Raw genomic sequence first — 24,775 nt, 5'->3', positions numbered from 1 at the left:
CCGTGGGCAACAACGCGCGAAATATCGCATTCTGGGTCGTCCTGTTCGTGCTGATCCTTGCGCTCTTCAACCTGTTCAGCAACGGCCAGACTGCATCTGCGTCGCGCCAGATCAGCTATTCCGACTTCATCAGCCGGGTCGACAACGGTTCTGTCCAGTCCGCCACGATCGACGGCGAGAAGGTCTATATCACCGGCAAGGACAACCACCGCTATTACACGATCCAGCCGCAGGGCGCGGACGTGGCTGACAAGCTTCTGGCCAAGAACGTGTCGGTGGACGTGACGCCGCAGCAGCAATCGGGCTTTCTGTCGATGCTGTCGCTTTATCTGCCGTTCATCATCCTGATCGGCATCTGGATCTTCTTCATGAACCGGATGCAGGGCGGGGGACGTGGTGGTGCCATGGGTTTCGGCAAGTCGCGCGCAAAGCTTCTGACCGAGAAGCAGGGCCGCGTGACCTTCGACGACGTGGCCGGCATCGACGAGGCCAAGGAAGAGCTTGAGGAAATCGTCGAGTTCCTGCGCAACCCGCAGAAGTTCTCGCGCCTCGGGGGCAAGATCCCCAAGGGCGCGCTTCTGGTGGGCCCGCCCGGCACGGGTAAGACGCTGCTTGCACGCGCCATCGCGGGCGAGGCGGGCGTGCCGTTCTTCACCATCTCCGGCTCCGACTTCGTCGAGATGTTCGTGGGCGTCGGTGCCAGCCGCGTGCGCGACATGTTCGAGCAGGCTAAGAAGAACGCGCCCTGCATCGTCTTCATCGACGAGATCGACGCCGTTGGCCGCCATCGTGGCGCGGGCTACGGCGGGGGCAACGACGAGCGCGAACAGACCTTGAACCAGCTGCTGGTCGAGATGGACGGTTTCGAGGCGAACGAGGGTGTCATCATCCTTGCCGCCACCAACCGCCGCGACGTGCTCGACCCGGCGCTGCTGCGCCCCGGCCGCTTCGACCGTCAGGTCACGGTCCCGAACCCCGACATCAAGGGCCGTGAAAAGATCCTTTCGGTCCATGCCCGCAAGGTGCCGCTGGGCCCTGATGCCGACATGCGCATCATCGCGCGCGGCACCCCCGGCTTCTCGGGCGCGGATCTGGCGAACCTCGTGAACGAGGCGGCGCTGATGGCCGCGCGTGTTGGCCGGCGTTTCGTCACGATGGAAGATTTCGAGAACGCCAAGGACAAGGTGATGATGGGGGCGGAGCGCCGCTCCATGGTCCTTACCGCCGACCAGAAGGAAAAGACCGCGTACCATGAGGCGGGGCACGCCGTCGTGGGCCTTGCGCTGCCGAAATGCGACCCGGTCTACAAGGCCACGATCATCCCGCGCGGCGGTGCGCTGGGGATGGTCGTGTCGCTGCCCGAGATCGACCGGCTGAACTGGCACAAGTCCGAGTGCGAGCAGAAGCTGGCGATGACCATGGCCGGCAAGGCCGCCGAGATCCTGAAATACGGCTCGGACGAGGTGTCGAACGGGCCTGCGGGCGACATTCAGCAGGCCTCGGCACTGGCGCGCGCGATGACGCTGCGCTGGGGGATGTCCGACAAGGTCGGCAACATCGACTATGCCGAGGCGCACGAGGGTTATCAGGGCAACACCGGCGGGTTCTCGGTCTCGGCCCATACCAAGGAGCTGATCGAGGAAGAGGTGAAGCGCTTCATCCAGGAGGCCTATGACCGCGCCCATGCGATCCTGACAGACAAGCAGGAGGAATGGGAGCGCCTGGCCCAGGGCCTGCTGGAATACGAGACGCTGACCGGCGAGGAGATCAAGCGCGTGATGCGGGGCGAGCCGCCGCAATCAGGCCCGGACGAGGACGAGAGCGACAGCGGCGCCTCGGTGTCGGTGGCCTCGATCCCCAAGACCAAGCCGAAGAAGGCGCCGGCGCCTATGGAACCCAAGACCACCTGACGCGTTCGAAAATCCACAAGAGGGGGGCCGGATCCGTTCCGGCCCTTTTTCATGTCCGGGGGCGAACCGCCATGGCCAGAGCCGTGGTGCCATCTCTGGTAGGATCCGTGCCCCCGAACGGGGATTGACGTAATTGCATTTGGTATACATCTGTATACAGATTTGTCGCAAGGGGAGCGCCTGATGGCCGGCAGCGATTGGAATCCGGGTCTCTATGCACGGTTCGAGGGGTTGCGCCTGCGCCCCGCGCTGGATCTCGTGGCGCAGGTAGGCAGCCTGCCGCCGGGGCCGGTGGTCGACCTGGGCTGCGGCGCGGGCGTGGTCGGGCCGGTGCTGGCGGCCCGCTATTCCGACCGTCCGCTGATCGGTGTCGACGCCTCTCCCGCGATGCTGGAGAAGGCGGAAGGAAGTGGGGTCTATGCCCAGTTGACGCAGGCCGACATCGCGGCATGGCAGCCGGACGAGGCGCCGGCGTTGATCTTTTCCAACGCCGCGCTGCACTGGCTGCCGGATCACGGGGCGCTGATGCCTCGGCTGGCGGGTATGCTGGCCCCCGGCGGGGTGCTGGCGGTGCAGATGCCGCGCCAGTACGCGGCGCCTTCGCACCGGTTCCTGCGCGACATCGCGGTGCATCTCTTCCCCGAGATCTTCGATTTCACCGACTGGGTCGCCCCGGTCGCCCCGGCCGAGGAATACTGGCGCATGCTGGCACCGCTGGGTGCCGTGACCGCCTGGGAAAGCGACTATGTCCAGCGCCTCGCGCCCGCGGGTGCGGGGCATCCCGTGCGGCACTTCACCGAATCCACGGCGATGCGCCCGTTCCTTGAAAGGCTCGACCCCGACGCGCAGGACGAATTCGTCGCGGCCTATGAAGAGGCGCTGTCAGTGGCCTATCCGCCGCTTGACGACGGCGGGGTGCTTTTCCCCTTCCGGCGGGTGTTCTTCACGCTTACGGTCTGACCCCTCAACAGGGGAGAACCAATGCCTGCACTGAAAGCCACCGGGTTCACCGCCCGGATTACCTGGCTCGGCCGGGTCGCCGACCGCGATGCGGCGCTGAATTCGGCCCCGGCCGACAGGTTGACGCTAAGCTTCGCGGGACCGGAGGGCGAGGCCCATGGCGGCCGCACGCGGCCTTCGGATTCGCGCGTGCTCGACCTGCATCCCCGCGATACCGAGATCGCCAACGTCCGGCAGCTTTCCGTCCTCTCGGCCGAGGAGATGGCCGAGACGGCGGAGCGCATGGGCATCGACGCGCTGAACCCGGAATGGCTGGGCGCGAGCATGGTGCTGGAGGGGCTGCCGGATTTCAGCCGTCTCCCGCCCTCGTCGCGCTTGCAGGGGCCGGATGGCTGCACGCTGATCGTCGACATGGAGAACCGGCCCTGCAACCTGCCGGCCCGGGTGATCGAGAAACTGATGCCGGGCGTGGGCAAGACGTTCAAGACCGCCGCGGCGGGGCGCCGGGGCGTGACAGCCTGGGTCGAACGCCCGGGTACGCTGCGGGCGGGTGACACCTTGCGGCTGTTCATCCCCGACCAGCGGCCGTGGACGCATCTCCCCGAGGCGCGGAACAGCTAAAATCCTTGCAATCGGGCGGACCGTGCCGAACATCGGCGGCATGCCGCGTGTGCTCTGCCTCCTCCTGCCGCTGATCGCCCTGCCGGGGCGGGCGGCGGCGCATGCCTCGGAACAGGCGGTGGTGCTGTTGCTGCCGACCGGGTTCTACGTGGCGGGGGGCGTGGCAAGCGTCGTGCTGACCGTGCTCTTGGTTTCGGTCCTGCCCGACCGCTGGGCGCTTTCGCTGTTCAGACCGCTTGCCCTTGGTCGCAGTGGTGGCCGCGGCGGCGCGGGGCCGCTGTGGACCTCGGCCGCCGTCTTCCTTGCCCTGGGCCTTCTGTGCGTGATCGGCGAGATCGGCCCCGAGACGCCGGTCCGGAACCCGCTGCCGCAGGCGGTCTGGACGGTGTTCTGGGTCGCCATCGTGCTTTGGCAGGGGATCGTCGGCGATATCTGGCGCTGGGTGAACCCATGGAGCGGCCCCTACGCACTTGTCCGGCGGCTGGGCGCCCGGCCGTTGCTGCGCTATCCCCGCTGGCTGGGGCATTGGCCGGGGCTTGCCAGCTTCCTGGCCTTCGCGGCGGTGCTGCTGGCCCATCCGGCGCCCGCCGATCCCGATCAGCTCGCCCCGATGGTGGCGATCTACTGGGCGGTGCACTTCGCCGGCATGGTGGTATTCGGGCCCAAATGGCGGCGCCGGGCCGAGGGGCTCACGGTGCTGATGACGAACTACGCGCGCCTTGCCGCCGTGTCCAAGGCGCGGGGGCGCTGGCGGCTGGGCCTGCCCGGCTGGCGCTACCTGCGGTTCGCGCCGCCGCCCGTGGCGCTGGCGGTGACCATGCTGGTCGCGCTGGCGGTCGGCAGCTTCGACGGCCTGAACGAGACCTTCCTGTGGCTTGGCTGGATCGGGCAGAACCCGCTGGAATTCGGCGGACGATCGGCCGTGGTGGCACAGAACCTCTGGGGGTTGGTGGGGGCCTGCGCGGCACTGACCGCCGTCTTTGCCGCGACGGTCTGGCTGGGGGCGCAGCTGGCGGGGGCGCCTGGAACCTTCGCCACGTCCTTCCGACGCCTCGCCCCGGCGATCCTGCCGATCGCGCTGGGGTATCACTTCGCCCACTACATGCCGAGCTTTCTCGTCGACATTCAGTACACGATCCGCACCGCCAGCGATCCGCTGGGCCTTGGCTGGAACCTTTTCGGCACGGCAGGGCTCTACGTCACCACCGGCTTCTTCAACACGGTCGACACGGTGCGGGTGATCTTCCTCGCGGAGGCTGGCGCCGTCGTGATCGGCCACGTAGTGGCGATCGCGATGTCGCATGCGCTGGCCGTCGGTCTTCACCGGTCGCACAGGAAAGCGGCGATCAGTCAGATTCCATTGGCAACTTTCATGGTCGCCTATACGCTGTTCGGGCTCTGGCTGCTCGCCTCGCCCAGGGGGGCGTGAGTCCGGGCGGAAAGACTCGACAAGTCATTTGTGTGCATACAAGCTTGACCCATCACGGCGGCGTGTCGAGACCGCCGGTCCAGATCAACAGGGAAGACGTGCCATGCCGAAGACCCCCATCCTGAGACCCGAGGACACGATCCATTCGCCGTCGCGCCGTGCCGCGCTGAGGACGCTGGGGGCGGGCGGTGCCGCGGCCGCCACGCTGCCGCTCTGGGCGCGCTATGCCGGGGCGCAATCCGCCGCGCCGATCCGGCTGGGGTTCGAGATGCACGCCACGGGGATCGGCGCCGCCTACGGCCGCTGGTACGAGCGGACCTCGATCGCCGCGGTCAAGGCGATCAACGCGGCCGGCGGCATCAACGGCCGCGAGGTCGTGATGGTGACCGAAGATGACGGCACCGATCCCAAGCGCGCCGCCGAGGTGGTCGAGAAATTCGCGACGCAGCACAAGGTCGACCTGGCGTTCGGCACGCTCTTTTCCAACGTGGTGATGGCCGCTGCCCCCCGGGCGGGAGAGCTGAAGATGCCCTATTTCGTGGTGTCCGAGGGCCATCACGTGGCGTCCGGCAAGCTCAACCGCTGGACCGTGCAGCCCGGCATCACCGACGTGAAGAGCCAGGTTCTGGCGATGGCGCCCTTCGTGGCCGGCAATCTCGGCAAGAAGGTGACGATGATCTACCCCGATTACGCCTTCGGCTACGATCACCGCGACAACTTCCCGCCCGCGATGAAGGCCCACGGCGGCGAGGTGATCGCGCAGATCGCGATCCCGCCGACCGAGACGTCCTTCACCAAGTACTTTGCCAAGATCCCGCGCGAGACCGAGGTGATCTACCACGTCCTCGTGGGTCCGGCCGTGCTGACCTTCGTCAAGGAGATGGGCGAATTCTTCGGGCCGTCGCGCCCCGAGATCTTCGGCTTCATCGATTCCATCGAGGCGGTCGACCTGAACTCGCCGGGCCTCGAATTCCTCGAAGGCACCTATTTCTGGGAGGGCAATCCGCGCTACGCCCAGAAGGACCAGACCGCGTTCGACAAGGCCTACCGCAAGGCCGTGGGCGTGGATGACAACGGCGCCTCGGTCGCCGACCCCAAGGACGTGTCGACCTATGCCCACATGTTCGGCTGCTGGGAGACGCTCTATATCATCAAGCAGGGGATGGAGGCCGCGGGCTACAAGGATGCGGGCGACCGCCAGAAGCTGATCGAGGCGGTGGAAGAGATCGGCAAGATCCCGGCGTCGGACCAGCATCCGCAGGGCGACAAGGTGTTCAACGGCAAGACCCACCAGGTCTTCGGTCACCAGTACGTCTCGAAGGTGGCGAAGGGCCGGCTCGACGTCGTGCACACCAGCACGATCGAGGACGGCATGTACCCCGACGAGGTGGATTACACGACGCAGAGCTTCTGACGCGCCGCAAGATGGAGTTCGGTCCCCACCTGATGCTTGCCGTGCTGGAAGGTGCGTTGCAGGCGGCCGTGCTGGCGCTGATGGCCTCGGGGCTGAGCCTCGTCTTCGGGGTGATGCGCGTGGTCAACGTGGCGCATGGCGAGTTCTATATGCTGGGCGCCGTCGGGGCCTGGGGGGTGACCAGCTTCCTCGGCATCTCGCCGATACTCGGCTTTGCCGCGGCGCTGGTGGTGGCGCCGGTGCTTGTGGGGCTTTTGGCGGCGGCGGTGGACGTGACCGTGCTGAAGCGGCTTTCCTATGACCCGGAGCGGACGATCGTCGCCACCATCGGGCTACTATATGTTCTGCAGCAGGCGACCCTCATGACATACGGCGCCGATGCCCGTCCGGTGGCCGAGCCGTTCTCCGCACGGATTGCCCTGCCATGGGTGGAATGGAAGGACGGGCTGCAGCTGTTCTGGCCCTGGGGCCTTTATACCACCGGCTACCGGCTGTTCGTGATCGCGGCGGCGGTGGCGGTGCTGGTGGGCCTGGGGCTGGTGATGAAGCACACGCGGCTGGGCCTGATGATGCGGGCGACGCAGGCGGATGGCGAGATCGCCGCGGCCTTCGGCATTCCGGTGGAACGGGTCTATGCCATGGTCTTCGGCCTTGGCGCGGGGCTGGCCGCGCTGGCGGGTGTGCTGATCGTGCCGATCACCCAGGCGCATTACCTGATGGGGGGCGATGCGCTGCTGATGTCGTTCATCGTGGTGATCATCGGCGGGCTGGGCAGCCTCGGCGGCACGCTGGTCGCCGCTGTGCTGATCGGGCTGAGCGAGGGGGTGATCTCGGTCTTCTTCTCGCCGACGCTGGCGAAGATCCTGGCGACGCTTCTGGTGGCCTTCGTCCTGATCTTCCGGCCGCAGGGCCTGTTCGGGAAGGCCGCGCGATGAGGCGGGATTACCTCGTGCACGGGGCGCTCCTCGCTGCGCTCCTCGTCGCGCATTTCCTGTTGCCGGCCTATCATCACGGGGTCATGGCGCGGGTCATGGTGCTGGCGTGCTTTGCCATCGGCTACAACGTCCTGTTCGGCTACACCGGCCTTCTGTCGCTGGGCCACGCGCTGTTCTTCGCCGCGGGCATGTACGGCGCGGGGATGCCGATGCACCTGTGGGGCACCGGCCCGGGCGCGGCCTTCGCGATGGGCGTGCTGGCCGCGACGCTGGTCGCGCTGGTGGTGGGGGCGCTGGCGCTGCGCACTGCGGGCGTGGCCTTCATGATCGTCACGCTGATGTTCGCGCAGGCGGGATACCTGGCGCTGCTGCTGGCCTCGCGCTGGACCGGGGGCGACCAGGGGATCGTGATCGCGCAGGCGCAGCGGCAGCTCTGGAGCATCGACCTGAGCGCGGAGGGGCCGCGCTACCTGGCCGCGCTGGTGCTGTTCGGGGTCTGCCTGATTGCCTCGCTCGCGCTGATGCGCAGCCGCCGGGGCCGGGTGCTGATCGCGATCCGAGAGAACGAGGAACGCGCCCGCCTTCTGGGCTACGACACCTTCGCGATGAAGCTCATGGCGGTGACCCTGTCGGGCACCTTCGCGGGTGTCGCGGGGGCGGGCTACGGCATCCTCTTCGGCTACGTGGGGGCAAGTTTTGCCACCGTGCAATATTCGATCTACCCGCTCCTGTGGGTCCTGTTGGGCGGCGCGGGAACGATCCTCGGGCCATTCCTCGGCACTTTGTTCATGTATTACCTCGTCGACACGGCCTCGGACCTGACAAGCGCCTACCTTCTGGTCGTGGGGGTGGTGCTGATCCTCCTCACCCTCTTTGCGCCCGGTGGCATCGGCGGAGAACTGCGCCGCCGCCTGTGGCGGGCGATGCCGTGAGGGGGACGCGATGACCGCGATCCTCTCGACCCGCGGGCTGGGGCGCAGTTTTGCCGGGCTGCGCGCGGTCAACGCCGTGGATTTCGACCTTTCGCCCGGTGAGATCCGGGCGCTGATCGGGCCGAACGGGGCGGGCAAGACCACCTTCGTGTCGATGCTGATCGGCCGGATCGCGCCGTCGGAGGGGCGGATCTTCTTCGATGGGGCCGAGGTGACGGCGCTGCCCGCGCACCGGCGGGTGCGGCTGGGGATGGCCTACACGTTCCAGATCACCTCGGTCTTCGGGCGGCTCTCGCTGCGCGAGAACGTGGCGCTGGCGGCGCGGCGGCGGCTGCGGCGCGGGGTCGATGCGGCGGTGGAGGAGGCGCTGGCGCGCGTGGGCCTGGCCGAGAGGGCGGGGGAGGTGGCGGGCGATCTGTCCTACGGTCACCAGCGGCTTCTGGAGATCGCGATGGGGCTGGCGCAGGCGCCGCGCCTGCTGATCCTCGACGAGCCGACGCAGGGGCTGGCCGACAGCGAGATCGCCGCGTTCAAGGCGCTGATCCGCGAGATCTCGGCCACGACGGCGATCCTGCTGATCGAGCACAACATGTCGGTGGTGATGGAGCTGGCGGACCGGGTGACCGTGCTGAACTTCGGCGAGGTGCTGGCCGAGGGCACGCCGGCCGAGGTGCAGGCCAGCCCGGCGGTGCAGGCCGCCTATCTGGGGACGGAGGCCGCGGGCTGATGTTGCAGGTCGAGGGGATCGACGTGGCCTATGGCCCGGTGCCGGTGCTGCGCGGCGTGTCCTTCGCGGTGCAGCCGGGGCGGATCACCTGCCTTCTGGGGCGCAACGGGGCGGGCAAGACCACGACCATGAAGGCGATCATGGGGATCCTGCCTTTGCAGGCCGGGCGGATCATGCTGGACGGGGTGGAGGTGAGCCGGCTGCCGAAGCACAGGGTGGCGCAGCAGGGCATCGGCTACGTGCCGCAGGGGCGGCGGCTGTTCGCCGACCTGACGGTGGCCGAGAACCTGGCGGTGGGATTGCGGACCCGGGCCTCGGGCGCCGCGGTCCGCGAGGAGGTGCTGGAGATCTTTCCCCGCCTGCGCGAACGGCTGGACCAGCCCGCCCAGACGCTTTCGGGGGGCGAGCAGCAGATGCTGGCCACGGCGCGGGCGCTGTGCATCCGTCCCAAGGTCCTGCTGCTGGATGAACCCACCGAGGGGCTGCAGCCCTCGATGATCGAGGCGATCCGGCAGGTGGTGGTGCGGATGCGCGCCGAGGGCGTGGCGGTGCTGCTGGTCGAGCAGCGCGTGGAGGCGGTGCTGTCGGTCGCCGACGACGTGGTGTTTCTCGAGACCGGGCGGGTGGTGGAAACGGTGCCGGCCGAGGCGCTGCGTGCCGATCCGGGGCGCCTGTTGCGGCGGCTGGGGGTGTGAAGGCGCCTCCGGCGGGAGTATTTGGGCAAGAAAGAAGAGGCGGCGGCACGAGGCGGCGCGCCCCGGGGCGCTGCCCAGAACCCCGGAGTATTTGGGCCAAGATGAAGGGCAGGGCGGGATGCTGACATTCGATCATCTGGCGGTCTCGGCCGCGGGGCTGGACGCGGGCGTGGCGGCGGTCGAGGCGGCGCTTGGCGTGGCGCCGGGGCCGGGCGGGCGGCACGCGCGGATGGGGACGCACAACCGGTTGCTGGGGCTTGGGGATCTCTATCTCGAGGTGATCGCGGTGGATCCGGCGGCGCCGGCGCCGGGGCGGGCGCGCTGGTTCGACCTGGACCGGTTCGCGGGCGTGCCGCGGGTGACGAACTGGATCGCGCGGTGCGATGATCTGGGTGCGGCGCTGACGCTGGCGCCGGAGGGGGCCGGCGCGCCGGTGGCGTTCGAGCGCGACGGGCTGCACTGGCAGATGGCGGTGCCGGAAGACGGGGTGCTGCCCTTCGACAATTGCTTTCCGGCGATGATTCGCTGGGAGGGAGAGGCCGCGGGCGCGCGCCATCCCGCGCGGCGGCTGGAGGAGACCGGCTGTCGTCTGCGACGGCTGGAGATCGCGCATCCGCGGGCGGCGGAGCTGGAGGCCGCGCTGGCGCCTCTGATCCTGGATGCCCGGGTCGCGGTGGTACCCGGTGCCGCGCCCGGGATGCGGGCGGAGATCGAGACACCTCGGGGAGTGTGCGTGCTATGACGCTGATCCGGCCCGCCGTCGCGGGCGATGCCGCGGCCGTCGCGGCCTTCTGGAACCCGGTGATCCGCGACACGGCGGTCACCTTCAACCCGGTCGAGAAGACCGTGGAGGAGCTTGTCCGGACCTTCGCCGAGAAGGCGGCGGCGGGGCTTGCCTTCCTCGTGGCTGTGGAGGGCGAGGCGGTGCTGGGCTTTGCGAGCTATGGCCAGTTCCGGGCCGGCGCGGGCTATGCACGGTCGATGGAGCACACCGTCATTCTGGCACCCGAGGCGCGGGGGCGGGGTGTGGGCCGGGCGCTGATGGCGGCGATCGAGGACCATGCCCGCGCGGGCGGGGCGCATTCGATGATCGCGGGGGTGAGTGCCGAGAACCCGGCGGGCCGGGCCTTCCACGCGGCGATCGGCTATCGCGAGGTTGCCGTGGTGCCCGAGGTCGGGTTCAAGTTCGGGCGCTGGATGGATCTTGTGCTGATGCAGAAAATGCTCTCCTGACAGCGCCGGCCGGGGCCGCTAGAATGGGGGCATGTCGCTCTGGGCCCGCATCTCCGCCGCCATCGCCGCACTCGCCAAGGGCGAGGGTCTCGGCGCCGTGTTCGAACAGCTGCGCACGCCGCCGGAACGTTCGGTCGCCTTCACCATCGCAGTGATCGCGCTGGGGGCCAAGATGGCAAAGGCCGACGGGCGGGTGACGCGCGACGAGGTGTCGGCCTTCCGCCGGGTGTTCGAGATCCCGCCGGAGGAGGAGACCAACGCCGCGAGGGTGTTCAACCTGGCCCGTCAGGACGTCGCGGGGTTCGAGGAATATGCGCGGCGAATCAAGCGGATGTTCCGCGACGACGACCAGGTGCTGATCGACCTGATGGAGGGGCTCTTTCACATCGCGCTGGCGGATGGCGAATACCATCCTGCCGAGGATGCCTTCCTGCGCCGGGTGGCCGAGATCTTCGAACTGGGGGAGCGGTGCTTTCGCGGACTGAGGGCACGGAACGTCAAGGATGCCGAGCCCGACCCCTACAGCGTGCTGGGTGTGACCGAGGATACCCCGATCGACGAGGTGCGTGCGGCCTGGCGGCGGGCGGTGATGGAATGCCACCCCGACCGAATGCGTGCCCGCGGCGTGCCGGACGAGGCGCTGGCGCTGGCGGGCGACCGGCTGATCGCGGTCAACGCGGCCTGGGAGGAGATCTCGGGCCAGCGCGCGGCCTGAGCCTGCCCGGGGGCGGGTCCGTCGCGGCATCCGGTGATGGGGCGGCGTCGTCTCGGCCATGCGACCCGGGATGCGATCTGGGGGCAGGGAGGGAGCGGGGATGCGGATTGCCAGCTACAACGTCGAATGGTTCGGCAACCTCTTCGGCCCGACGGGCAGGATGCTTGCCGATGGCGAATGGTCGGCGCGCTACGAAGTGACGCGGGCGGATCAGCTGGGCGCGCTGGGGATCGTCTTCACCGCGCTCGACGCCGACGCGGTGATGGTGATCGAAGCGCCCGACCAGAACCGCCGCCGCACCACCGTGGGCCAGCTGGAAACCTTCGCCGCGCATTTCGGCCTGCGGGCGCGGCGGGCGGTGTTGGGGTTCCCGTCGGAAACCGAGCAGGAGATTGCGCTGCTTTACGATCCCGACGTGATCGAGGCGGTGCATGACCCGATGGGGGCGCCGACCGGCAAGAAGGGCGCGCCGGCGGGGCCGGCGGGGGCGCCACGCTTCGACGGGGCGTTCCGCTACGATCTGGATATCGACGCGGCGCCCGAGATCATCACCTTTTCCAAGCCGCCGCTGGAACTGGCGGTGACCACGCGCGAGGGCTTTGCCTTCCGCATGATCGGGGTACATGCCAAGTCGAAGGCCCCCCATGGCGCCAGAAACGCCCATGAGGCACGGCGTATCGCGATCGAGAACCGCCGCAAGCAGCTGGCGCAATGCGTCTGGCTGCGTGCCCGGGTGGACGAGATCCTCGACCTTGGCGCGCCGCTGGTGGTGCTGGGCGATTTCAACGACGGCCCGGGGTTGGACGAATACGAAAAGCTGTTCGGCCGTTCGGGGCTTGAGATCGTGCTGGGCCTCGGCGCGGGCAGCGATCCGGCGCGGGCACTGATCGAACCGCATGCGGGGCTTGCGCTGTCGTCGAAACTTGCGGCCCAGCCCACCTCGGCCAGGTTCTGGCTGGCCGACCAGCATCGCTATCTTTCGGCGCTGCTCGATTACGTCATGCTCAGCCCCGATCTTGCGGCGAAGGGCGCGCGCTGGCGGATCTGGCATCCGCTGGACGATCCGGGCTGTTGGCGGGTGCCCGAGCTGCGCGACGCGCTGCTGGCCGCGTCGGACCATTTCCCGGTGAGCGTGGATCTGCAGATCTGAGCGGGCACGCTTGGGCGACTCGGGGCGGCTGGGCTATGATCCGGGGATGAAACCGATCGTGCCGCTTCTGTGCCTTCTGCTCGCCGCCTGCCCCGCGCTGGCGGAGGCTCCGCCCGTGGCGGGGCCGGGGGCTGGCGCGCCGCCGAAGGGCGAGGGTGCGATGGGCGAGGGTGGTGCCACGGCCAGTGGTGGCACGGGTAACAGCGGCAAGGGTGAGGGGTCCACCGGCGATGTCTCGAAGGGCTTCGATCTGATGCAGGAGGGGACGAAGCTGATGCTGCGTGGCCTGACCGCGCAGATGGAGCCGAAGATGCGCGCGATGATGGCGACGCTGGTCCAGCTGATGGGGGATCTGTCGGCCTACGAGGCGCCGCAGGTCCTGCCCAACGGCGACATCCTGATCCGCCGCAAGGTGCCGCTGGTGCCCGTGCCACCCGGCGACTCGGGCAACGAGACGGAGCTCTAGCGCCTTAGCGCCGCCGTTCGGGATGGGCGTGGGCGCGCATGACGTGCACCTGCGGGGTGACTTTCAGTGCCGCGCAGAGCGAGGCAAAGCGCGCCTGTGCGACCTCGCCGTAAAGCTCCTCTCCGTCTTCCTTGAGGCGCAGCTCCAGCACCTCCTTGCGAGGGAAGTAGCGCAGTTCGGCCACCCGGGTCGGGTCGTCCATCGCGATCATCGCGCCGAAGCGAATGGCCTTTCCCAGCACCTCGGCCTCCAGCAGCTGATCCTCGCTCAGCAGCTTGAAGAGCGGTTCGAACGGCGTGCCGGACCGGCTGTTCTTGTAGCGGTGCAGGAGAGACAGGCCGAGGAAGACCCGCTCCGGGTGGTTCAGCCCGCCGAGGTTCGCCCGGGTCGCGTTGTCGAAACAGACCTCGGCGCGATAGTCGGGATGGGCGCGCCAGGTCGTGTCGTGCAGCAGGCACGCCGCCTTGATCAGCCGGTGGTGCTGGGGCGTTGCATTGCGAAAGAGCGGTTGCAGGAAGGTGTAGAGCTTCTTGCCGAACCCGGGCTGGCGCGCGCTCGTCGCCTCGGCGAAGCGGCAGCTTTCGATCAGCGGGTCGCGGGCGCGCAGGCGCTGCGGCATCTGTTCGTAAAGCAGCCCCTCGCGAATGCCGTAGGCCGAGATGTCGATCTCCTTCGGGCGGAAGGTCCTGATCAGCTGGCGCAGCACCTCGGCGGCCAGCGGCACCAGGTCCATCCGGGCCGAGGAGGTGCCGGTGCGCGACCGCATCTCGGCCATGTCGTTTTCCGCGATCAGGTCGAGCGTCTGGGTCAGCTGCTTCGGCGTCATGCGGTATTCGTGCAGCACCGACAGGGGATAGTCGCGGCGCACCATGTCGATCTTGGCGATCGCCCGCCACGAGCCGCCGACGAGGTAGATCCGCTTGTGGCCGGTGTTCAGCGTCTCGGCCAACTCCTCGATGATCTTCTCGATATGCTTGCGCCGGTCCTTCGGCCCGCCCTCGATCTGCTGCAGGCGGAAGGGCCCCAGCGGCGAGGTCACGCGCTTGCCGATGCGGCCCTCGCCCACGACCGCCAGCTCCATCGAGGAACCGCCGATGTCGCAGACGATGCCCTCGGCCTCGGGCCAGCCCAGAAGGACACCCTGCGCTGACAGCCGTGCCTCCTCCGGGCCGTCGATGACCCAAAGGCGCAACCCGGTCTCGCGCAGCACCTCGGCGCGGAAATCGTCGCCATCTTCGGCCTCGCGCATCGCGGCGGTGGCGACGGCGGTCAGCACGGGGATGCCCATCGAACGCGCCAGCGCGACAAAGCGCTTGAGCGCGGCGAGGGCACGGATCCGCCCCTCCGGGTTCAGCCGGCCGGTGGCGGCGAGGCCCTGGCCGAGGCCGCAGAGGATTTTCTCGTTGTAGAAATAGGCAGGCGAGCGCGCGGCGCCGTCGAAGACGACGAGGCGGACCGAGTTCGAGCCGACGTCCACCACGCCGATTCGCGACAGGGCGCGGGCGGAGGGGTCTTCGAAGATAGGGCGCCCGAAGGGGCCCCAATCTTCGCCCGGGGGTGTCGTGTCGTTCATCGGGCGGTCCCAGCTCGTTCGCCCAGAGAGTGCCGGGTGCGAAGGGGGGCGTCAATGGGGGCGCTCCTCGCCTGCCTGCCGGCGCTTCGTCGCGGGGACGAGGAGACGCCGTCAGGCGGGCGAGGAGGCGGCGGGGGTCAGGTCTTCAGGCGGGCCAGCTGCGGCACGTCCGCCGCCCCGGCGCTGCCGCGGCCCGAGAGCGAGGGATTCTCCATGAAGAACCGGTGGCAGTTGAACAGCGCGCCGTCAGCGGGGTTGAGCTGCCGGATGTAGTGCCCGTCGGGCTGCAACAGGAAGCTCTGCGCCTCGTCGGCGAGGTTGGCGGCCATGATCTGGCCGACGATCTGTTCCTTCACGGTGCGGTTCTTGATCTCGACCAGCGTCTCGACCCGCCGGTTGAGATTGCGTTCCATCCAGTCTGCCGACGAGATGTAGACCCGGGCGAGGTCGGACGGCAGGCCGTGGCCGTTGCCGAAGCATACGATCCGGCTGTGTTCGAGGAACCGCCCGACGATCGACTTGACCCGGATGTTGTCCGACAGCCCCTTGATCCCGGGCCGCAGGTTGCAGATCCCTCGGATCACCAGGTTGATCTTCACCCCCGCGCCCGAGGCGGCATAAAGCGCGTCGATCACCTCGGGTTCTGTCAGCGCGTTCATCTTCGCCCAGATCTCGGCCGGCCGGCCCGCGCGGGCGTGTTCCGCCTCGGCCGCGATCGACGAGATCAGCCGCGATTTCAGGTTGATGGGCGAGATCGCGAGGTTTTCCAGCCCCTCGGGCTGTGCATAGCCCGACAGGTAGTTGAACACCTTGGTCGCGTCGCGCCCGAGCGAGGCATCGCAGGTGAAGAAGCTCAGGTCGGTGTAGATCCGCGCCGTGATCGGGTGGTAGTTGCCGGTGCCGTAATGGGTATAGGTCACCAGCTGGTCGCCCTCGCGCCGCACGACGGTACTGATCTTGGCATGGGTCTTGAGGTGCAGGAAACCATAGACGACATGCGCGCCCGCCCGTTCCAGCCGGCGCGACTGGCGGATGTTCGCGGCCTCGTCGAACCGCGCCTTCAGCTCCACCAGCGCGGTCACCGACTTGCCGGCCTCGGCCGCCTCGCACAGCGCCGAGACGATCGGGCTGTCGCGCGAGGTGCGGTAGAGCGTCTGCTTGATCGCAAGGACGTTGGGATCGCGCGCCGCCTGGTCGAGGAAGCGGATCACCATGTCGAAGGTCTCGTAGGGGTGATGCAGCAGCATGTCCTTCTGCCGGATCGCCGCGAACATGTCGCCCTCGTGGTCCTGAACCCGCTCGGGCACCCGCGGGGTGAAGCTGGGCCACAACAGGTCGCGCCGCTGGTCGAGGACCAGTTCCTTGAGGTCGGCCACGCCCAGAAGGCCGCGCATCTCGATCACCTCGTCGGGCGAGACGCCCAGCTCCTTCATTACCGTCTCGCGCAGGTCGTCGGGCGCATGCGAGGTGATGGTCATGCGGATGACCTCGCCCCGGCGACGGCGCTTCAGCGCGACCTCGAACTCGCGTACTAGGTCCTCGGCCTCGTCCTCGACCTCCAGGTCGCTGTCGCGCAGCACGCGGAAGGCGCAATGGCCGGCGTCGCGGTAGCCTGGGAAGATGAGGCCGAGGTGCAGGAGCAGCAGCTCCTCCAGCGGCAGGAAGCGGAATTCTCCGTCTTCGGCCGGCAGCGGCACGAAGCGCGCGACCTGCGCGGGGATCGGCAGAAGCGCCTGCAGCGCGCGCTGGTCCGAGGCGCGTTCGAGTTGCAGCGCGAGGCAGAAGCCGGTGTTGGGGATGAACGGAAAGGGGTGCGCCGGGTCGATCGCCAGCGGCGACAGCACCGGGAAGACCTGGCTCAGGAAGTAATCCTCGAGGAAGCGGTGGTCGCGCCGGGTCAGCTTTGCCCGTGTCAGCAGGGTGATGCCCTCGGCCTCCAGCTCCTTCTTCAGCTTGGTCCAGATGCCCTGCTGCGATTGCAGAAGGCGGCGGGCGTCCTCGTTGATCAGCACCAGCTGTTCGGTCGGGCTGCGGCCGTCGGCGGCGGGCATGGTGTTGCCGGCGCGGGCCAGCTCGCGCAGGCCGGCGACGCGGACGGTATAGAATTCGTCAAGATTGGTGGCCGAGATCGACAGGAACCGCACCCGTTCCAGCAGCGGGACGCGCGGGTTGCGCGCCTCTTCGACCACGCGCCAGTTGAAGGCCAGCCACGACAGTTCGCGGTTGAAATAGCGCTTCGGGCCGCCGACCTCGGACTCGGGCAGTTCGGCGGCGTCGGGGAACGGGGCAGAGAGGTAATCGGCGTTTGTCATGTGGGCCTTATGGGCACTCTTCGTGACGGTTGGGTGACGTGATAATGCAGCGCGGGGAGCGGTGTGGCCAGCCCTCATCGGCGGTGCTGGAACCCGGGCGGGCGGCGGTGGTGGTCGGCTGTGCCGTGGCGGGGCAGGCGACCGAAGAGGGTCAGGCGCCGTCCCAGCCCATCGCCTCGGCCACCAGCGGGCGGGTGACGGTGCGCCCGGCGGTGAGGGCGAGCCGGTCGATCCGTGCCACGGCATCGCGGGCGGCGGCGAAGGACCGGTCGATCCGCGCCGCGAGATAGGAGATCACGGGCGGCGCCACCGCCATCTGGCGGTCGGCGAACAGCTTCATCACCACAGCGGCGAGCAGGGCGTCGTCGGGCGGGTCGAGCCGCGCCACCGCCGCCGCCTGCAGCCGGCTGGCGAGATCGGGCAGGGTGAGCGGCCAGCGGTTCGGCGCGCTCTGCGCGGTGACCAGAAGCCGCCCGCCCGAGGCGAGCACGAGGTTGTGCAGGTGAAACAGCGCCTCCTCGGCCGGGCGATTGCCCGCCATCGCATCGGCGTCCTCGACCACCACGCGCAGCCCCAGGCCGGGCAGGTCGGTCGCCGCAAGCTCCTGGGCGCGGATGATACGGGCCTCGGCCTCGCGCGCCCAGACATGGGCGAGGTGGGTCTTGCCCGCGCCGGCCGGCCCGGTCAGCGCCATCTTGCCCTGCGGCCAGTGCGGCCAGGTATCGAGGGCGGCCAGCGCCACGGCATTCGCCCGCGAGACGAAGAAATCCTCGCGCCCCAGTGCCTCGCGCACGGGCAGGTCGAATGTCAGTTGCCGGATCATGCTCAGGCGTCCTGTGGCCCTTGCGCGGCCGGGGATGGGGCCGGGGAGTGCGACGGGGCTGCGTGCGGGGCGCCGCCGGGCCGCGGCAGTTCCTCGCCGGGCGAGGCGACGGGCTCCTCGGCCGCGTCGATGCCGCGGTAGAGCAGCGAGTTCATGTATTGCCGCACGCCGAACCGGGCCAGGACCCCCAGCGTCGCGGCGACCGGCACGGCGACGAGCATGCCGACGAAGCCGAAGATCGTGCCGAAGGCCGACAGCGCGAAGAGCAGCCACACCGGATGCAGCCCGACCGAATGGCCCACCAGCTTGGGCGTCAGGAAGTTGCCCTCCACCGTCTGGCCGACGGCGAAGATCCCGGCCACGGCCGCGATCCACCACGGGTGATCCCAGTACTGGAACAGCGCCAGGCCGATGGCGATCGAACCGCCGGTGATCGCCCCGAGATAGGGGATGAAGGTGATGAAGCCCGCGATCGCGCCGACGATCAGGCCGAATTGCAGCCCCACGAGCATCAGCCCCAGCGCGTAATATGTGCCGAGGATGAGGCAGACGGTCAGCTGCCCGCGCACGAACCCCGCCAGCACGTCGTCGATCTCGCCGGCCAGCCGGCGGATGACCGAGCGGTGCTCCCGCGGGAGCCACGAGTCGATATGGGCGACCATCCGATCCCAGTCGAGCAGAAGGTAGAAGGCCACCACTGGCACGACGACGATGAAGACCACCGCGCTGATCACTGTCATCGCCGAGGTCAGGAGGGAGTTGGCCAGCTTCCCGCCCTGCGACTTGATCGTCTCTCCGACCGAGATCAGCGTCTGGTGCACGACGGAATTCTGGTCGAGGAGTTGCGGGAACCGGTGGGTGAGGAACTTCTGCAACTGGTCGAAGAGCTGCGGCGCCTCGTTGATCAGCGCGACCAGCTGCTGCACCAGCAGCGGCACGATCAAGAGGCCCGCGACGATGAAGATCATGAGGGCCACGACCGAGATCACCACGGTCGCCAGCGTCCGGCTCAGCCCCAGCGCCTCCAGCCGGTCGGCGACCGGATCGAGGAAATAGGCAATGGCGCCGCCCACGAGGAATGGCAGCATCACCGAGCCGAGGAACCAAAGCGCCAGCAGGAAGACCGCTGCCGCGGCCCCCCAGTATTTCAGCTGATCCCGCACCGTCAGGGCCATATCGCCGCGCGCCTCGTCCCGCATTTCGCCAGTTACCGAGATGGCAGGTCCGGCAAGGGCTTTCAAGCGCCGTGGTTCAGGCACGGCTCAGCGGAAGGCCGCCGTCAGCATGTGCTTATGCCCGGGGGTCTAAGCGCCGCGCAGATCGACGTGCCGCGCGGGCGTGGCCAGATCGGACCCGCCGGCCCCGGGGCAAGACGCCCCCGCCGTCGGCGAATGCTCCTCCTTACCCAAGACAGAAAGGCACTCTCCATGAAACGCATCCACGCCGCTCCCGTGCTGCTCGCCGCCGCCCTGGCGATGCTGCCCGCCGCGACCATGGCCATGCCCAAGGTGGGCGACAAGGTCGGCACCAGCGCCAAGACCGTGAAGGCGGCTCTCGCCAAGGCCGGCTGTCAGGTCAAGAGTTTCGAGGCCGAGGGCGGCATGGTCGAGGCCCGCTGCATCGAGGCCGGTTCTAAGGCGCTGCACGAGGTCAGGATCAGCCCGAAGACCGGCAAGGTTGTCCGCATCACCAAGGGGGACTGACATGGCCGCGCATCTTCAGGGCGCGCCGCCGCGGGTCTGGGACCCGGTCGTGCGGCTCAGCCACTGGGGGATTGCCGCCGTGGTGGTGGGCAACGGTCTGCTCACCCAGGGCGGCAGCGTCCTTCACGTCTGGCTCGGCTGGATCGGCCTCGGCTTTCTCGTGCTGCGGTTGCTGTGGGGCCTCGTCGGCCCGCACGAGGCGCGCTTCGTCTCGTTCCCGCCGAACCCGCGCCACGGGATCGCGCATCTGCGCACGGTCGTGAAGGGCCGCCCGCCTGAATACCGGTCGCACAACCCGGCGGGGGCGCTGATGGTCTACGCGCTCTGGGCGATGCTGGCGGTGGTGATCGCGACCGGTCTCTTGATGACCGGTGGCGAAACCCCGTTCGACGCCCAGAACCGCGCGCAGGTGATCGCCCAGGGCGACTGGTCGCAGCTTTCCCCCGACCAAGGTAGCGGCGACCAGGGCAGCGGAGATCAGGGTAGCGGCGGCGAGGACCAGGGCGAGGGCGGCGGTGACCATGCGCCAACGCTTCTTCGCGACGTTCACGAAGCCGGGGCCAACCTCCTCCTGATCCTCGCCGTTCTGCACCTCGGCGGGGTTCTGGTCGAAAGCGTCGCGTTGCGGCGCAACCTGGTGCGGCCTATGATCCTGGGGCAACGGAAAGGCGCCGACACCCCGGGAGAGTGATGGTCTCGTCACCAGACACAGAGAACGAGCGACGGCGGCGCAAGTCCGCCCTCGCCTTCTTCGCCCTGATCCAGGCCGCCGCCGCGGTCTATTTCATCGCGGACGCGATGGGCGACCTGATGGCCGGCCAGGCGGTCGCGGCGACCTGGGCCGAGGCGCTGATCGCGCTGGGGCTCGGCATCGGTGCGGCCTTCGGCGTGCGCGAGATGCGCCGCGCCCACGTCCTTCTCATGCACCACGAAGAGGCGCTTGCGACCGCGTCGGGGGCACTTGCCGAGGTGATCGAGGCGCAGTTCGCCGACTGGCGCCTCACCCCGGCGGAGCGCGAGGTGGGCATGTTCGCCCTCAAGGGGTTCGATCTGAACGAGATTGCCCGGCTGCGCGGCGCGGCGCCGGGCACCGTGCGGGCGCAGATGGCGTCGATCTATGCCAAGTCCGGCACCTCGGGCCGGGCCCAGTTTGCCGCCTTCTTCGTCGAGGATCTTCTTGCGGGGGGCGTGAACGGCATGGCGGCCGAAGGTGCCGCGGGCCCTGCCGACCCCGGCGCCGCCGCCGAATGACGCCCCCCGGTCGTGACCCGGCCGAACCTTGGCGGGGCGGGCCGGCCTTTCCCCGATAGACGCGGGCCGGAGACCCGCAGGGCGCCAATGCGATCGCCGATACCGTCGCGCGGCCCGCTTGCCTCACCGCGGCTCTGCGGCTAGGAACGCGGGCGACCCAAACCGGAGACCCCGCCATGCGCCTGTCCCGCTATTTCCTGCCCGTTCTCAAGGAGAACCCCGCCGAGGCCCAGATCGTCAGCCACCGCTACATGCTGCGGGCCGGCATGATCAAGCAGCAGCAGGCGGGGATCTATTCGTGGCTGCCGCTGGGGCTGAAGGTCCTGCGCAACATCGAGCGGATCGTGCATGAGGAGCAGGGCCGCGCCGGGCACATCCCGGTGCTGATGCCGACGATGCAGCCCGCGGACCTGTGGCGCGAAAGCGGCCGTTACGACGCCTACGGCCCCGAGATGCTGCGCATCCGCGACCGGCACGAGCGTGACATGCTGTTCGGCCCCACGAACGAGGAGATGATCACTGACATCTTCCGGGCCCATGTGGAAAGCTACAAGCAGCTGCCGATGACGCTCTACCAGATCCAGTGGAAATTCCGCGACGAGGTGCGGCCCCGCTTCGGCGTGATGCGCGGGCGCGAGTTCCTGATGAAGGACGGCTACAACTTCGACCTCAGCTACGAGGACGCGATGCACGCCTACAACCGCCACATGGTGAGCTACCTGCGCACCTACGAGCGGATGGGTCTGCAGGCGATCCCGATGCGCGCCGATTCTGGCCCGATCGGCGGCGACGATACGCATGAATTCCTCGTCCTCGCCTCGACCGGCGAGTCGGAGGTGTTCTACGACAGCGCCATCACCGACCTGAAATTCGGCGACCGCGCGGTGGATTTCGACGACCGCGCGGGCCTCGAGGCGATCGTGAAGGAATGGACCACGCCCTACGCGCGGACCGACGAGACACATGACGTGTCGCTTTTCCACGAGATCCCGGCGGAACGGCAGAAATCCTCGCGCGGGATCGAGGTGGGCCAGATCTTCTACTTCGGCACCAAGTATTCCGAGCCGATGGGCGCCACCGTGACCACGCCGGACGGCGCCCGCGTGCCGGTGCACATGGGCAGCCACGGCATCGGCGTCTCGCGCCTGGTCGGCGCGATCATCGAGGCAAGCCATGACGACAAGGGGATCATCTGGCCCGAGGGCGTGACGCCGTTCCACTGCGGCATCGTCAACCTCAAGCAGGGCGATGGCGCGACCGACGCGGCCTGCGAGGCGATCTATTCGGGTCTGGTCGCCAAGGGGCTGGAGCCGCTCTACGACGACACCGAAGACCGCGCGGGTGCCAAGTTCGCGACGATGGACCTGATCGGCCTGCCGTGGCGCATCACGGTGGGGCCGCGCGGCCTTGCCAACGGCGAGGTGGAACTCACGTCGCGCCGCACCGGCGAGAGCGAGACCATGAGCCCCGAGGCGGCGGTCGAACGGGTGGCAGGGATCTACGCCGGTCTCTGACGGACCTCCGGGGCCGGGGCAAAGCTGAGGTGCGATCCTTCGGTGAAGGATCGTGCCAGCCGCCCGGCGGCGCCCCGATGGTCCGGCGTTGGCCGATTTTCGCCGAAAATCGGGGGGCTGCGTCCGGTTGCCGGGCACGCCCCTCAGCGCGGGCAGGGCGGCCCCCTATATCGGGGGCAGGAGGATCCGCACATGATCTCAGCCCGTCTTCGCCTTGGCGCCGGTGCGGCGCTGGGCCTTGCCCTGTCGCTTGGCGTTTCACCTGCCGTCGCCGAGGACTGGTCCTACGGCCAGAGAAACGTTCCCGATTTCAAGCCGGCCTTCGCGGGCCAGACCCGGGCGCCGAAGCTCGACAGCGGGGTTCGGGTGGCGCGCCGGGTCGTGGCGCGCGGGCTGACCCATCCCTGGGGTATCGCGGTGCTGCCGGAGGGCGGCTATCTCGTGACCGAGCGGAGCGGCGCGCTGCGGCCGGTCTCGGCCTCGGGGCGGGTGGGGGCGCCGGTGAAGGGCGTGCCCGCGGTCGTGGCCCAGGGTCAGGGCGGGCTTCTCGACGTCGCGCTGGCCCCGGATTTCGACCAGACGCGGGTGATCTATCTCACCTATGCCAAGCGGGTGAAGGGGGGCGTCGCCACCGCTGCCGCGCGCGCCGTGCTGTCGGCGGATGCGACCCGGCTGGTGGGGGTGCGCGACCTGTTCGTGCAAAGCCCGGCATCGCCGACCACGGCGCATTTCGGCAGCCGTATCGTGGCCGATGGCGCCTATCTCTACCTCACCACGGGTGAGCATTTCACCGAGCGCCAGCGCCAGTTCGCGCAGGATCCGGGCAAGACCTACGGCAAGGTGATCCGGATCCGCGCCGACGGTGCCGCCCCCGCCGACAACCCCTTTCCCAGGCGCGGGCCCAAGGTCTGGAGCTATGGCCACCGCAATCCTCAGGGTCTCGCCCTGCGCCCCGGCACCGAGGAACTGTGGGAGATGGAGCACGGCCCCCGCGGCGGGGACGAGCTGAACCTGATCCGCAAGGGCGGCAATTACGGCTGGCCGGTGGTCAGCTACGGCGAGAATTACTCGGGCAGCCCGGTCGGTTCGGGCAAGGCACATGCCAAGGGGATGATCGAGCCGCGCTACTACTGGGACCCGGTGATCGCGCCCTCGGGCTTCACCTTCTACGAGGGTGCGATGTTCCCCGGGTGGAAGGGGGATATCCTGGCCGCGTCGCTCTCTCCCGGAGGGCTGGTGCGGCTGAAGCTGAAGGGCGACCGCGTGGTGGGGGAGGAACGGTTCCTCTACGGGCGCGACCGGGTGCGCGACGTGGCGGTGGATCGCGACGGGGCGATCCTGATCCTCACCGATCAGGAGGACGGGCAGTTGATCCGGCTGGTCAGGGAGTAGCCGCCGCCCCCGGCGCGGTCGGTGTGGCTGGGGCCGGCGCGGGACGCTGCCCGGCCGCGTCGAGATAGGCGCGGCAGAGCACGGCGATGGTGACGGTCGACATGATCATGAAGACGAGGACCGCACCGAACATTTCTGCGTCGGCCATGGTGCGCTGCAGCACAGCCACTGCCGGCCCGTGTGCCGGCAGCAGTCGTTCGACGGGGCCGCGCAGGAACAGTACCCCGACGTTCGCCGCGATGAGGATCAAGGCGGCAACCAGCGCGAAGCCGAGCGGCAGGACGGCGAGCCGCCAGAATGCCGACCGGAAGCTGCGCCGCGCGCGGGCCAGCGTAGGCCTTACGCCGATCAGGTCACCCGCCACCGAGGCCGGCAGTGCCGTCCCGAAAACCGGCAGCAGGAGCAGCAGGCTCAGCGCCAACTCGAACAGGGTCATCCAGACGACGCGGCCGGGGTCCATCAGCCAGTTGAACAGCGGCTTGTCGGCGACGGAGAACACGACGTCGAAGGCGATAGACATGACAATTGGCAGCACGAAGAACAGCAGAAGCGACACCCGCACATAGCCCCGCGGCTTCTTGAACCGCCGGGCGGCCCGGCCCGGCCCCCCCGCGTCGAGCAGGTCGAGAAAGGATTCGTAGACCGGCAGGCACAGGTAGCCGTAGGCGATCAGAAGGCCGCCGCTCGCGCTCTGGTGCCCCGGTATCAGCAGGAGCATCACGGTGACCATGGCCGCGGCGCCGAGGTACCAGTACCAGTTGCACGCCATGAAGCGCAGGGTCGTTCCGATGATCTGTCGCACACTCGTCACTCCACTTTTCGTGAGCGTTGCGTCGAACTGGGATTTCGCTCAACCCACGAGAGCGTGAAGCCGCCGGTACGGGTGGGCGGTGCGTCTTCGAAGGATCGGGCGCGCGGGGCAGGGTGGAGGCGGCGAAGTCACGGCGGCGTCGCCCGGGCGTGGCTTGACGTCCCGGGGTGCGCGCCCCATGGTCCGCCCGACCCGGCCTGTCTGACCCG

Annotated in this window: 24 protein-coding genes; 19 read left to right on the top strand and 5 right to left on the bottom strand. The window is 68.8% G+C overall.

The features are described 5' to 3' along the window. Positions 1–2: 2 nt before the first annotated feature. The 14 genes from ftsH to CVV76_RS13000 all read left to right on the top strand — a co-directional run bounded on the left by ftsH (position 3) and on the right by CVV76_RS13000 (position 13,187). Positions 3–1,910, top strand: a complete 1,908-nt coding sequence (ftsH, locus tag CVV76_RS13065; protein WP_102225100.1) for an ATP-dependent zinc metalloprotease FtsH — start codon at positions 3–5, stop codon at positions 1,908–1,910. Between the two features lie 183 nt (positions 1,911–2,093). Then, entirely contained in the window at positions 2,094–2,870 is a 777-nt protein-coding gene (locus tag CVV76_RS13060) for a methyltransferase domain-containing protein (protein ID WP_102225099.1), read from the top strand. Positions 2,871–2,891: 21 nt separating this feature from the next. Then, positions 2,892–3,491 (top strand): MOSC domain-containing protein, encoded by a 600-nt coding sequence (locus tag CVV76_RS13055; RefSeq protein ID WP_102225098.1) that lies wholly within the window; start codon positions 2,892–2,894, stop codon positions 3,489–3,491. Between the two features lie 40 nt (positions 3,492–3,531). Further along, positions 3,532–4,920 (top strand): hypothetical protein, encoded by a 1,389-nt coding sequence (locus tag CVV76_RS13050; RefSeq protein WP_102225201.1) that lies wholly within the window; start codon positions 3,532–3,534, stop codon positions 4,918–4,920. 103 nt (positions 4,921–5,023) lie between these two features. Further along, positions 5,024–6,334 carry an ABC transporter substrate-binding protein gene (locus CVV76_RS13045; protein WP_102225097.1) on the top strand — a complete coding sequence of 437 codons (1,311 nt, stop codon included), beginning with the start codon at positions 5,024–5,026 and terminating at the stop codon, positions 6,332–6,334. 11 nt (positions 6,335–6,345) lie between these two features. Further along, complete coding sequence (locus CVV76_RS13040) at positions 6,346–7,269, top strand: branched-chain amino acid ABC transporter permease (RefSeq protein ID WP_102225096.1); 924 nt, start codon at positions 6,346–6,348, stop codon at positions 7,267–7,269. Beyond that, positions 7,266–8,201, top strand: coding sequence for a branched-chain amino acid ABC transporter permease (locus CVV76_RS13035; RefSeq protein ID WP_102225095.1), 936 nt, complete (start codon positions 7,266–7,268; stop codon positions 8,199–8,201). Before CVV76_RS13040 ends, CVV76_RS13035 begins: the two co-directional genes overlap by 4 nt. Positions 8,202–8,211: 10 nt before the next feature. Further along, entirely contained in the window at positions 8,212–8,928 is a 717-nt protein-coding gene (locus CVV76_RS13030; protein ID WP_102225094.1) for an ABC transporter ATP-binding protein, read from the top strand. Beyond that, positions 8,928–9,623 carry an ABC transporter ATP-binding protein gene (locus CVV76_RS13025; protein WP_102225093.1) on the top strand — a complete coding sequence of 232 codons (696 nt, stop codon included), beginning with the start codon at positions 8,928–8,930 and terminating at the stop codon, positions 9,621–9,623. Before CVV76_RS13030 ends, CVV76_RS13025 begins: the two co-directional genes overlap by 1 nt. Positions 9,624–9,741: 118 nt before the next feature. Continuing rightward, complete coding sequence (locus CVV76_RS13020; protein ID WP_102225092.1) at positions 9,742–10,365, top strand: VOC family protein; 624 nt, start codon at positions 9,742–9,744, stop codon at positions 10,363–10,365. 2 nt (positions 10,366–10,367) lie between these two features. Continuing rightward, positions 10,368–10,856, top strand: a complete 489-nt coding sequence (locus CVV76_RS13015; protein WP_102225200.1) for a GNAT family N-acetyltransferase — start codon at positions 10,368–10,370, stop codon at positions 10,854–10,856. Between the two features lie 31 nt (positions 10,857–10,887). Then, positions 10,888–11,571, top strand: coding sequence for a molecular chaperone DjiA (locus tag CVV76_RS13010; RefSeq protein ID WP_102225091.1), 684 nt, complete (start codon positions 10,888–10,890; stop codon positions 11,569–11,571). Positions 11,572–11,671: 100 nt separating this feature from the next. Continuing rightward, positions 11,672–12,721 carry an endonuclease/exonuclease/phosphatase family protein gene (locus CVV76_RS13005; protein ID WP_102225090.1) on the top strand — a complete coding sequence of 350 codons (1,050 nt, stop codon included), beginning with the start codon at positions 11,672–11,674 and terminating at the stop codon, positions 12,719–12,721. Positions 12,722–12,767: 46 nt separating this feature from the next. Further along, complete coding sequence (locus tag CVV76_RS13000; RefSeq protein WP_146010291.1) at positions 12,768–13,187, top strand: hypothetical protein; 420 nt, start codon at positions 12,768–12,770, stop codon at positions 13,185–13,187. 4 nt (positions 13,188–13,191) lie between these two features. On the opposite strand, the gene CVV76_RS12995 is transcribed toward CVV76_RS13000, so the two are convergent. The 4 genes from CVV76_RS12995 to CVV76_RS12980 form a co-directional block, all read right to left on the bottom strand. Then, positions 13,192–14,760 carry a Ppx/GppA family phosphatase gene (locus CVV76_RS12995; RefSeq protein ID WP_102225088.1) on the bottom strand — a complete coding sequence of 523 codons (1,569 nt, stop codon included), beginning with the start codon at positions 14,758–14,760 and terminating at the stop codon, positions 13,192–13,194. 137 nt (positions 14,761–14,897) lie between these two features. After that, entirely contained in the window at positions 14,898–17,072 is a 2,175-nt protein-coding gene (locus tag CVV76_RS12990; RefSeq protein ID WP_102225087.1) for an RNA degradosome polyphosphate kinase, read from the bottom strand. 151 nt (positions 17,073–17,223) lie between these two features. Beyond that, a complete protein-coding gene (locus CVV76_RS12985) occupies positions 17,224–17,895 on the bottom strand; it encodes a P-loop NTPase family protein (RefSeq protein WP_102225086.1) in 672 nt (223 codons plus the stop codon). 2 nt (positions 17,896–17,897) lie between these two features. Then, the gene (locus CVV76_RS12980) at positions 17,898–19,070 is read right to left on the bottom strand and encodes an AI-2E family transporter (RefSeq protein WP_102225199.1); all 1,173 of its coding nucleotides are present in this window, start codon (positions 19,068–19,070) and stop codon (positions 17,898–17,900) included. A 252-nt stretch (positions 19,071–19,322) separates the two neighbouring features. Here CVV76_RS12980 and CVV76_RS12975 point away from each other — a divergent pair, with 252 nt between their 5' ends. The 5 genes from CVV76_RS12975 (at position 19,323) to CVV76_RS12955 (ending at position 23,755) form a co-directional block, all read left to right on the top strand. Further along, the gene (locus CVV76_RS12975; RefSeq protein ID WP_102225085.1) at positions 19,323–19,598 is read left to right on the top strand and encodes a PepSY domain-containing protein; all 276 of its coding nucleotides are present in this window, start codon (positions 19,323–19,325) and stop codon (positions 19,596–19,598) included. Between the two features lies 1 nt (position 19,599). Then, the gene (locus CVV76_RS12970; RefSeq protein ID WP_102225084.1) at positions 19,600–20,289 is read left to right on the top strand and encodes a cytochrome b/b6 domain-containing protein; all 690 of its coding nucleotides are present in this window, start codon (positions 19,600–19,602) and stop codon (positions 20,287–20,289) included. Then, positions 20,289–20,849 (top strand): helix-turn-helix transcriptional regulator, encoded by a 561-nt coding sequence (locus tag CVV76_RS12965; protein WP_102225083.1) that lies wholly within the window; start codon positions 20,289–20,291, stop codon positions 20,847–20,849. The genes CVV76_RS12970 and CVV76_RS12965 overlap by 1 nt, the downstream gene beginning before the upstream one ends. A 176-nt stretch (positions 20,850–21,025) precedes the next feature. Beyond that, positions 21,026–22,363: a proline--tRNA ligase gene (gene proS, locus CVV76_RS12960; RefSeq protein ID WP_102225082.1), complete on the top strand. Its 1,338-nt coding sequence runs from the start codon at positions 21,026–21,028 to the stop codon at positions 22,361–22,363. A gap of 192 nt (positions 22,364–22,555) precedes the next feature. Next, positions 22,556–23,755: a PQQ-dependent sugar dehydrogenase gene (locus CVV76_RS12955; RefSeq protein WP_102225081.1), complete on the top strand. Its 1,200-nt coding sequence runs from the start codon at positions 22,556–22,558 to the stop codon at positions 23,753–23,755. Here CVV76_RS12955 and CVV76_RS12950 read toward each other — a convergent pair. Next, positions 23,745–24,557, bottom strand: coding sequence for a hypothetical protein (locus CVV76_RS12950; RefSeq protein ID WP_102225080.1), 813 nt, complete (start codon positions 24,555–24,557; stop codon positions 23,745–23,747). The two genes, CVV76_RS12955 and CVV76_RS12950, sit on opposite strands and share 11 nt — an antisense overlap. Between the last annotated feature and the right edge of the window lie 218 nt (positions 24,558–24,775).

The organism is Acidimangrovimonas sediminis, from assembly GCF_002871005.1.
GTDB classification, from domain to species: domain Bacteria; phylum Pseudomonadota; class Alphaproteobacteria; order Rhodobacterales; family Rhodobacteraceae; genus Acidimangrovimonas; species Acidimangrovimonas sediminis.
Note: the sequence above shows the minus strand (reverse complement) of the source record. Positions and strands in the feature narration are given on the sequence as shown.

Excerpts from the sequence above, each read along its gene's own strand:
- CVV76_RS13035 (WP_102225095.1), top strand. The coding sequence starts at position 7,266 with ATGAGGCGGGATTACCTCGTGCACGGGGCGCTCCTCGCTGCGCTCCTC.
- CVV76_RS13050 (WP_102225201.1), top strand. The coding sequence starts at position 3,532 with ATGCCGCGTGTGCTCTGCCTCCTCCTGCCGCTGATCGCCCTGCCGGGG.
- CVV76_RS13045 (WP_102225097.1), top strand. The coding sequence starts at position 5,024 with ATGCCGAAGACCCCCATCCTGAGACCCGAGGACACGATCCATTCGCCG.
- CVV76_RS12975 (WP_102225085.1), top strand. The coding sequence starts at position 19,323 with ATGAAACGCATCCACGCCGCTCCCGTGCTGCTCGCCGCCGCCCTGGCG.
- CVV76_RS12965 (WP_102225083.1), top strand. The coding sequence starts at position 20,289 with ATGGTCTCGTCACCAGACACAGAGAACGAGCGACGGCGGCGCAAGTCC.
- CVV76_RS12955 (WP_102225081.1), top strand. The coding sequence starts at position 22,556 with ATGATCTCAGCCCGTCTTCGCCTTGGCGCCGGTGCGGCGCTGGGCCTT.
- CVV76_RS13005 (WP_102225090.1), top strand. The coding sequence starts at position 11,672 with ATGCGGATTGCCAGCTACAACGTCGAATGGTTCGGCAACCTCTTCGGC.
- CVV76_RS12990 (WP_102225087.1), bottom strand. The coding sequence starts at position 17,072 with ATGACAAACGCCGATTACCTCTCTGCCCCGTTCCCCGACGCCGCCGAA.
- proS (WP_102225082.1), top strand. The coding sequence starts at position 21,026 with ATGCGCCTGTCCCGCTATTTCCTGCCCGTTCTCAAGGAGAACCCCGCC.
- CVV76_RS13055 (WP_102225098.1), top strand. The coding sequence starts at position 2,892 with ATGCCTGCACTGAAAGCCACCGGGTTCACCGCCCGGATTACCTGGCTC.
- CVV76_RS12980 (WP_102225199.1), bottom strand. The coding sequence starts at position 19,070 with ATGGCCCTGACGGTGCGGGATCAGCTGAAATACTGGGGGGCCGCGGCA.
- CVV76_RS12995 (WP_102225088.1), bottom strand. The coding sequence starts at position 14,760 with ATGAACGACACGACACCCCCGGGCGAAGATTGGGGCCCCTTCGGGCGC.
- CVV76_RS13025 (WP_102225093.1), top strand. The coding sequence starts at position 8,928 with ATGTTGCAGGTCGAGGGGATCGACGTGGCCTATGGCCCGGTGCCGGTG.
- CVV76_RS13040 (WP_102225096.1), top strand. The coding sequence starts at position 6,346 with ATGGAGTTCGGTCCCCACCTGATGCTTGCCGTGCTGGAAGGTGCGTTG.
- CVV76_RS12970 (WP_102225084.1), top strand. The coding sequence starts at position 19,600 with ATGGCCGCGCATCTTCAGGGCGCGCCGCCGCGGGTCTGGGACCCGGTC.
- CVV76_RS12985 (WP_102225086.1), bottom strand. The coding sequence starts at position 17,895 with ATGATCCGGCAACTGACATTCGACCTGCCCGTGCGCGAGGCACTGGGG.
- CVV76_RS13060 (WP_102225099.1), top strand. The coding sequence starts at position 2,094 with ATGGCCGGCAGCGATTGGAATCCGGGTCTCTATGCACGGTTCGAGGGG.
- CVV76_RS13010 (WP_102225091.1), top strand. The coding sequence starts at position 10,888 with ATGTCGCTCTGGGCCCGCATCTCCGCCGCCATCGCCGCACTCGCCAAG.
- CVV76_RS13020 (WP_102225092.1), top strand. The coding sequence starts at position 9,742 with ATGCTGACATTCGATCATCTGGCGGTCTCGGCCGCGGGGCTGGACGCG.
- CVV76_RS13030 (WP_102225094.1), top strand. The coding sequence starts at position 8,212 with ATGACCGCGATCCTCTCGACCCGCGGGCTGGGGCGCAGTTTTGCCGGG.
- CVV76_RS13000 (WP_146010291.1), top strand. The coding sequence starts at position 12,768 with ATGAAACCGATCGTGCCGCTTCTGTGCCTTCTGCTCGCCGCCTGCCCC.